Raw genomic sequence first — 4,389 nt, 5'->3', positions numbered from 1 at the left:
ACAGCGCATCTCTTCCTCGAACTGAAGGCGCGTCTGGAACGGACCGGCTCTGTTGCCCAGAACAGCTTTGAATGCCCTCTCACCCAGTACGATCTGGCGGACGCTCTCGGCCTCACTCCGATACATGTCAATCGAATGCTGCGGGAACTGCGCGAGCGCAAGTTTCTCGAATTCCGCCAAGGCCAGGTGCGCGTGCTCGATCAACCGGGCCTGACGAAGTTTGCTGGATTCGAGCACGAATATATCGAAAGCTAACGCGTATCGGGATACGACGCCTGGTCCCTCGAAGTCTCCCGTCGAGAAATCAAGTGTCAGGGATAGCGGGCGCGAAACCGCCATGTGAGCGTCGGCGGTACCCATTGCGGGGTCCACCGGTGTCCGGCCCTGCTTCCGCGATAACACCATAGGCGCCAGCGGTCCGTCTGTTAGATTGTTCAGGTGGCGGACCTGTTCCGCCTGGCCGGCGCCTTTACCCCAACCAGGCCCCCCGCCCAACAGGTGCCGGCCATTTTCAGTTTTCGCTTCTTGGCGTGACCTCTTCGGTCCGCACCTCGTCTCCGATCTCCCTGGCGAGATAAAAAGCCTTCGCCTGTCCTTCGTCGTCAAAACGGTACGCCAGCTAGGCTTCTCGAACACGCTCACGATGCAGGTCGTCACCGGTTTGCCGGTCATCACCGGACCGTTGCGTTCCCTCGTTCGGATGGCTTCACTTTACATTAGCGGAGGCGCATAAATTATCCAGCCGGCGGCATTGTTCCTCACAGGCATCCTGTCGGTTAGGCCCGGTGTCCTAGCTCATCCCAACAGAAGGGATGCCGGGCCGCTCCAATCAAGCCGCGGGAAGAAGAGGCTGCGTCAAGGCGATGGCGTCTGTTGCGCCCTTCACGGTGGCCATCGGAACGCTTCAACAGTCCGAGGTGAACCGGAAGGCTATGCGCAATCAATGCGGCCGGTTGGATGGTTCTGTGATCATTGCTTGATGAACGGGCCCGTGTAGGTCTGGCCGGCAAGCGCAACGGTCCCGGCCAAGGTTCCTTCGGGCAGCATCACAAGACTGACGTCCGCGCCATTCGGGAGGCGCTTGAGCTTCAATGTACTCCCCGAAATTCTTCCAGCGCCGGCTGCCTCTCCGGGACTGTTGTCGCCCAGATTGCCCCACGCAACGGTGGCAGTCACATCGCCTCTGGGAGAAATCGTCTGCACAGCGACTTTGGCTTCGGATGTCCCCTCCAACCGTCCAGCCCACATGCCCGAGAATGCGGCGTACTTTGCAGGAACGCCCTTCGCTGGCGGGGTGATCGTTGTGGATTGATCCATTGTTGCCGAACCAGGAGCAGCGGCGGCCGGATCCAAGGTAGACAGGGGCGCGATGGCCGCAGGTTCGGGAGCGGCCGATTGCGGCGCTTCAGGAGCCGATTGGCACGCGGCCAGCATAAGTGCCGCGAAGCCCAGCATCGTGTTGCGCATCAAGCTCTCCACTTCGTTCCCCAGACATCGGCGGGCTGCAGACCCGCCGAATTGTATGTCATTCTACGCCACCGCCCCACGCATCGAAATAGCCGGGCGAACCTGTGGATAGTCGCAGGGACAATGCATTGCTGAAGGACGCAGCCCGTGGCAGGCGATCACGAAGCGGTGACGGCTGTAATGAAGGCGCAGTGGGGCACAAAGCGCTTGCGACTCGTCTCGGCCAAGGTTTCGGCACAAACCAGATCCCCATCTTCCAACCGCCCAAGGAATTCACGATCATGATAAATCGGGGTACTTTCTCCACCGCACTTGTCGCCGGGGTGGCGACGGGCTTGTTGGCCGGCTCCCACAAGACGCAAGCGCAGACAGGCCCCAAGGCCCGCAATGTCGTGCTGGTCCATGGCGCTTATGCGGATGGCTCGTGCTGGTCGGAAGTGGTTGGCATCCTGCAGCAGGCCGGCTTCAGGGCAACCGTCGTCCAGCACCCGCTGACCACGCTGGAGGCGGGCGTCGATGCAACGCGGCGAGCGATCGCGCTCCAGGATGGACCGACGATACTTGTCGGACATTCCTTTGCCGGCATGATCATCACCGAAGCGGGGATGGATCCGAAGGTTTCCTCGCTCGTCTATGTCGCGGCGCGCGCTCCGGACGCGGGCGAAGACTACACGGCGCTCGCCAAGACCTTTGCGGCGCCGCCCGCCTCCGCTGGCCTTGTCTGGTCCGAAGGCTACGGCAAGCTCAGCGAGGAGGCGTTCCTGCGGGATTTCGCCGGCGATATTGCTCACGAGAAGGCGCGCATCCTCTATGCCGTCCAGGGGCCGATCTCGGACGAGCTTTTCACCGGAAAGACGACGCAAGCGGCCTGGCGCTCGAAGCCAAGCTGGTATGCCGTCTCGACCGAGGATCGCACGATCAACCCGGATCTCGAGCGCTTCATGGCAAAGCGGATGAACGCAAAGACCATCGAGGTGAAGGCAAGCCATTTGTCGCTGATCTCTCACCCGCAAGAGATCGCCCAGCTCATCTCGCAAGCCGCCGGGTAGCTCAGCTAAGCGAAGTCGGCTGGGGCGGGGAAACTGATGGAGGGCGAACACGCCTGCCCCAGCCATCAGGTCCGCCGCGCCGTGAACTGACGAGGGCTTGCGGGCCTTCGATCACCAGCGCTGGTGCACATGGGGCTTGATGTCCTGGTCGTAGATATCCCGGATCTTGCCCATGAGTTCATCCGACAGCGGGGGAAGGTCCGCCGCTTCGGCATTGGATATCGCCTGTGCCGGATTGCGGGCGCCCGGGATGACCACCGTGACCGCGTCGAACATCAGGATCCAGCGCAGGGCGAATTTGGCCATCGTCGTGTCGCCGGAAACCAGCGGCCGGATGCGCTCGACCGCAGCCAGCCCAACCTCGTAGGGCACGCCCGAGAAGGTCTCGCCGACGTCGAAGGCCTCGCCATGGCGGTTGAATTTGCGGTGGTCGCTGTCTTCGAATTTGGTATCGGCCTTGAACTTGCCCGACAGCAAGCCGCTGGCCAGCGGGACGCGAGCAATGATCGCCACATCGTTCTTTTTCGCCAGGTCGAAGAACAGTTCCGCCGGCCGCTGGCGGAAGGCGTTGAAAATGATCTGAACGCTGACGACGCCGGGATACTGCATCGCCTTCAGCGCCTCCTCGACGCGCTCGACGCTGACGCCATAGTTGCGGATCTTGCCTTGCTCGACGAGACGGTCGAGCCGCTCGAACACTTCCGGGTGATAGTAGAGGTCGGTTAGCGGGCAATGCAGTTGCACCAGATCGAGCGTGTCGGCCTCGAGATATCTCAGGCTGCGGTCGATCCAGTCGGTCAGGTTCTTCTGGCTGAACCCCTCGACAGTTTGCTCCGGCAGGCGCTTTCCGGCCTTGGTGGCGATGAACGGCCGCTCGCCGCCGCGCTCCTTCATCACCCTGGCAATAAGCTTTTCGGAACGGCCGTCGCCATAGACGTCGGCGGTGTCGATGAAGGTGACGCCAGCGTCGAGGGCGGCATGCAGGGCGGCCACCGCATCGTCGTCATTGACCTCGCCCCAGGCGGCGCCGATCGCCCATGAGCCGAAGCCGATCTCGCTGACGTGGCGGCCGGTACGGCCGAATTTCCGTGACTGCATGTCCTGTTCCTAACTGCGGCTTGGTGGTGATTGCTGATCTGCGGGCCGCCTTTTATCGCATGGCAACGCGATTGACATCCCCGTTCGTTGGATTTACCAGATAACAGGGTTGTATGACAACCCGGTAAGACTGCAATGATTTGGAGTCGGGAGGATCTCAAGTTGAAAACCGTTCTGAAAATGGGCGCGTCGGCGGCCTTATGCCTTGGCGTGCTTGCTCATCCTGCATTGGCCGAGGACAACATCGTCAAGATCGGCGTCGTCGCGGCGGAGTCGGGCTCGTTCGTTTCCGCCGGCCATACCTTGCCGGCAGGCGTCGGACTTGCCGTGAAACAGATCAACGATGCCGGCGGCATCAATGTCGGCGGCAAGAACTACAAGCTGGAAATGGTCAAACGCGACGACCGCACCGATATCGCGACCGCAATCGCCGCCACCCAGGAACTGGTGCGCGACGTCAAGGTGCAGGCGATCTTCGGATCGGAAACGCATGACTTCACGCTGGCCATGGCCAAGATCACGCAGCCGGCCAAGATCATCCATTTCGCCGGCAATTCGACGCTGGCGAAAATCCTGACACCGGACTCGGTCAAGCCGGGTGGCGAGGATCATTATCTGTTCCAGTCCGAGCCGCAGGAGTTCCAGCGGTCCGGATCGACCGCGCGCGGCGTGCTCACGCTGCTCGAGCCGCTGCTTGGCTATAAGCCGAAGAAATCGGTCATGATCGTCGGCAACGACGCCACCGGCCAGTTCCTGTCGTCCTACTATTTCAAGG

5 protein-coding genes are annotated in these 4,389 nt (G+C 61.6%); 3 read left to right on the top strand and 2 right to left on the bottom strand.

From position 1 onward, the window contains the following. A partial coding sequence (locus ACXJ7R_RS25750) for a Crp/Fnr family transcriptional regulator (protein ID WP_457154287.1) occupies window positions 1-255 on the top strand: 255 nt, incomplete at its 5' end. A gap of 714 nt (window positions 256-969) precedes the next feature. Here the strand turns inward: ACXJ7R_RS25750 and ACXJ7R_RS25745 are convergent. Further along, on the bottom strand, window positions 970-1,467 hold the full coding sequence (locus ACXJ7R_RS25745; protein ID WP_457154286.1) for a hypothetical protein: 498 nt from the start codon (window positions 1,465-1,467) through the stop codon (window positions 970-972). A gap of 278 nt (window positions 1,468-1,745) precedes the next feature. On the opposite strand from ACXJ7R_RS25745, the gene ACXJ7R_RS25740 reads away from it, so the two are divergent. After that, window positions 1,746-2,516: an alpha/beta fold hydrolase gene (locus ACXJ7R_RS25740; protein ID WP_457154288.1), complete on the top strand. Its 771-nt coding sequence runs from the start codon at window positions 1,746-1,748 to the stop codon at window positions 2,514-2,516. A gap of 111 nt (window positions 2,517-2,627) precedes the next feature. Here the strand turns inward: ACXJ7R_RS25740 and ACXJ7R_RS25735 are convergent, their stop codons facing one another. Continuing rightward, entirely contained in the window at window positions 2,628-3,614 is a 987-nt protein-coding gene (locus tag ACXJ7R_RS25735) for an aldo/keto reductase (protein WP_457154285.1), read from the bottom strand. Window positions 3,615-3,776: 162 nt separating this feature from the next. On the opposite strand from ACXJ7R_RS25735, the gene ACXJ7R_RS25730 reads away from it, so the two are divergent. Further along, the coding region (locus ACXJ7R_RS25730; RefSeq protein WP_457154284.1) for an ABC transporter substrate-binding protein at window positions 3,777-4,389 on the top strand (613 nt) is incomplete at its 3' end.

It is taken from the genome of Mesorhizobium sp. P5_C1 (assembly GCF_054049815.1).
Note: the sequence above shows the minus strand (reverse complement) of the source record. Positions and strands in the feature narration are given on the sequence as shown.

Bases quoted from the DNA above. Each gene is read 5' to 3' on its own strand.
- ACXJ7R_RS25745 (WP_457154286.1), bottom strand. From the start codon at position 1,467: ATGCGCAACACGATGCTGGGCTTCGCGGCACTTATGCTGGCCGCGTGC.
- ACXJ7R_RS25735 (WP_457154285.1), bottom strand. From the start codon at position 3,614: ATGCAGTCACGGAAATTCGGCCGTACCGGCCGCCACGTCAGCGAGATC.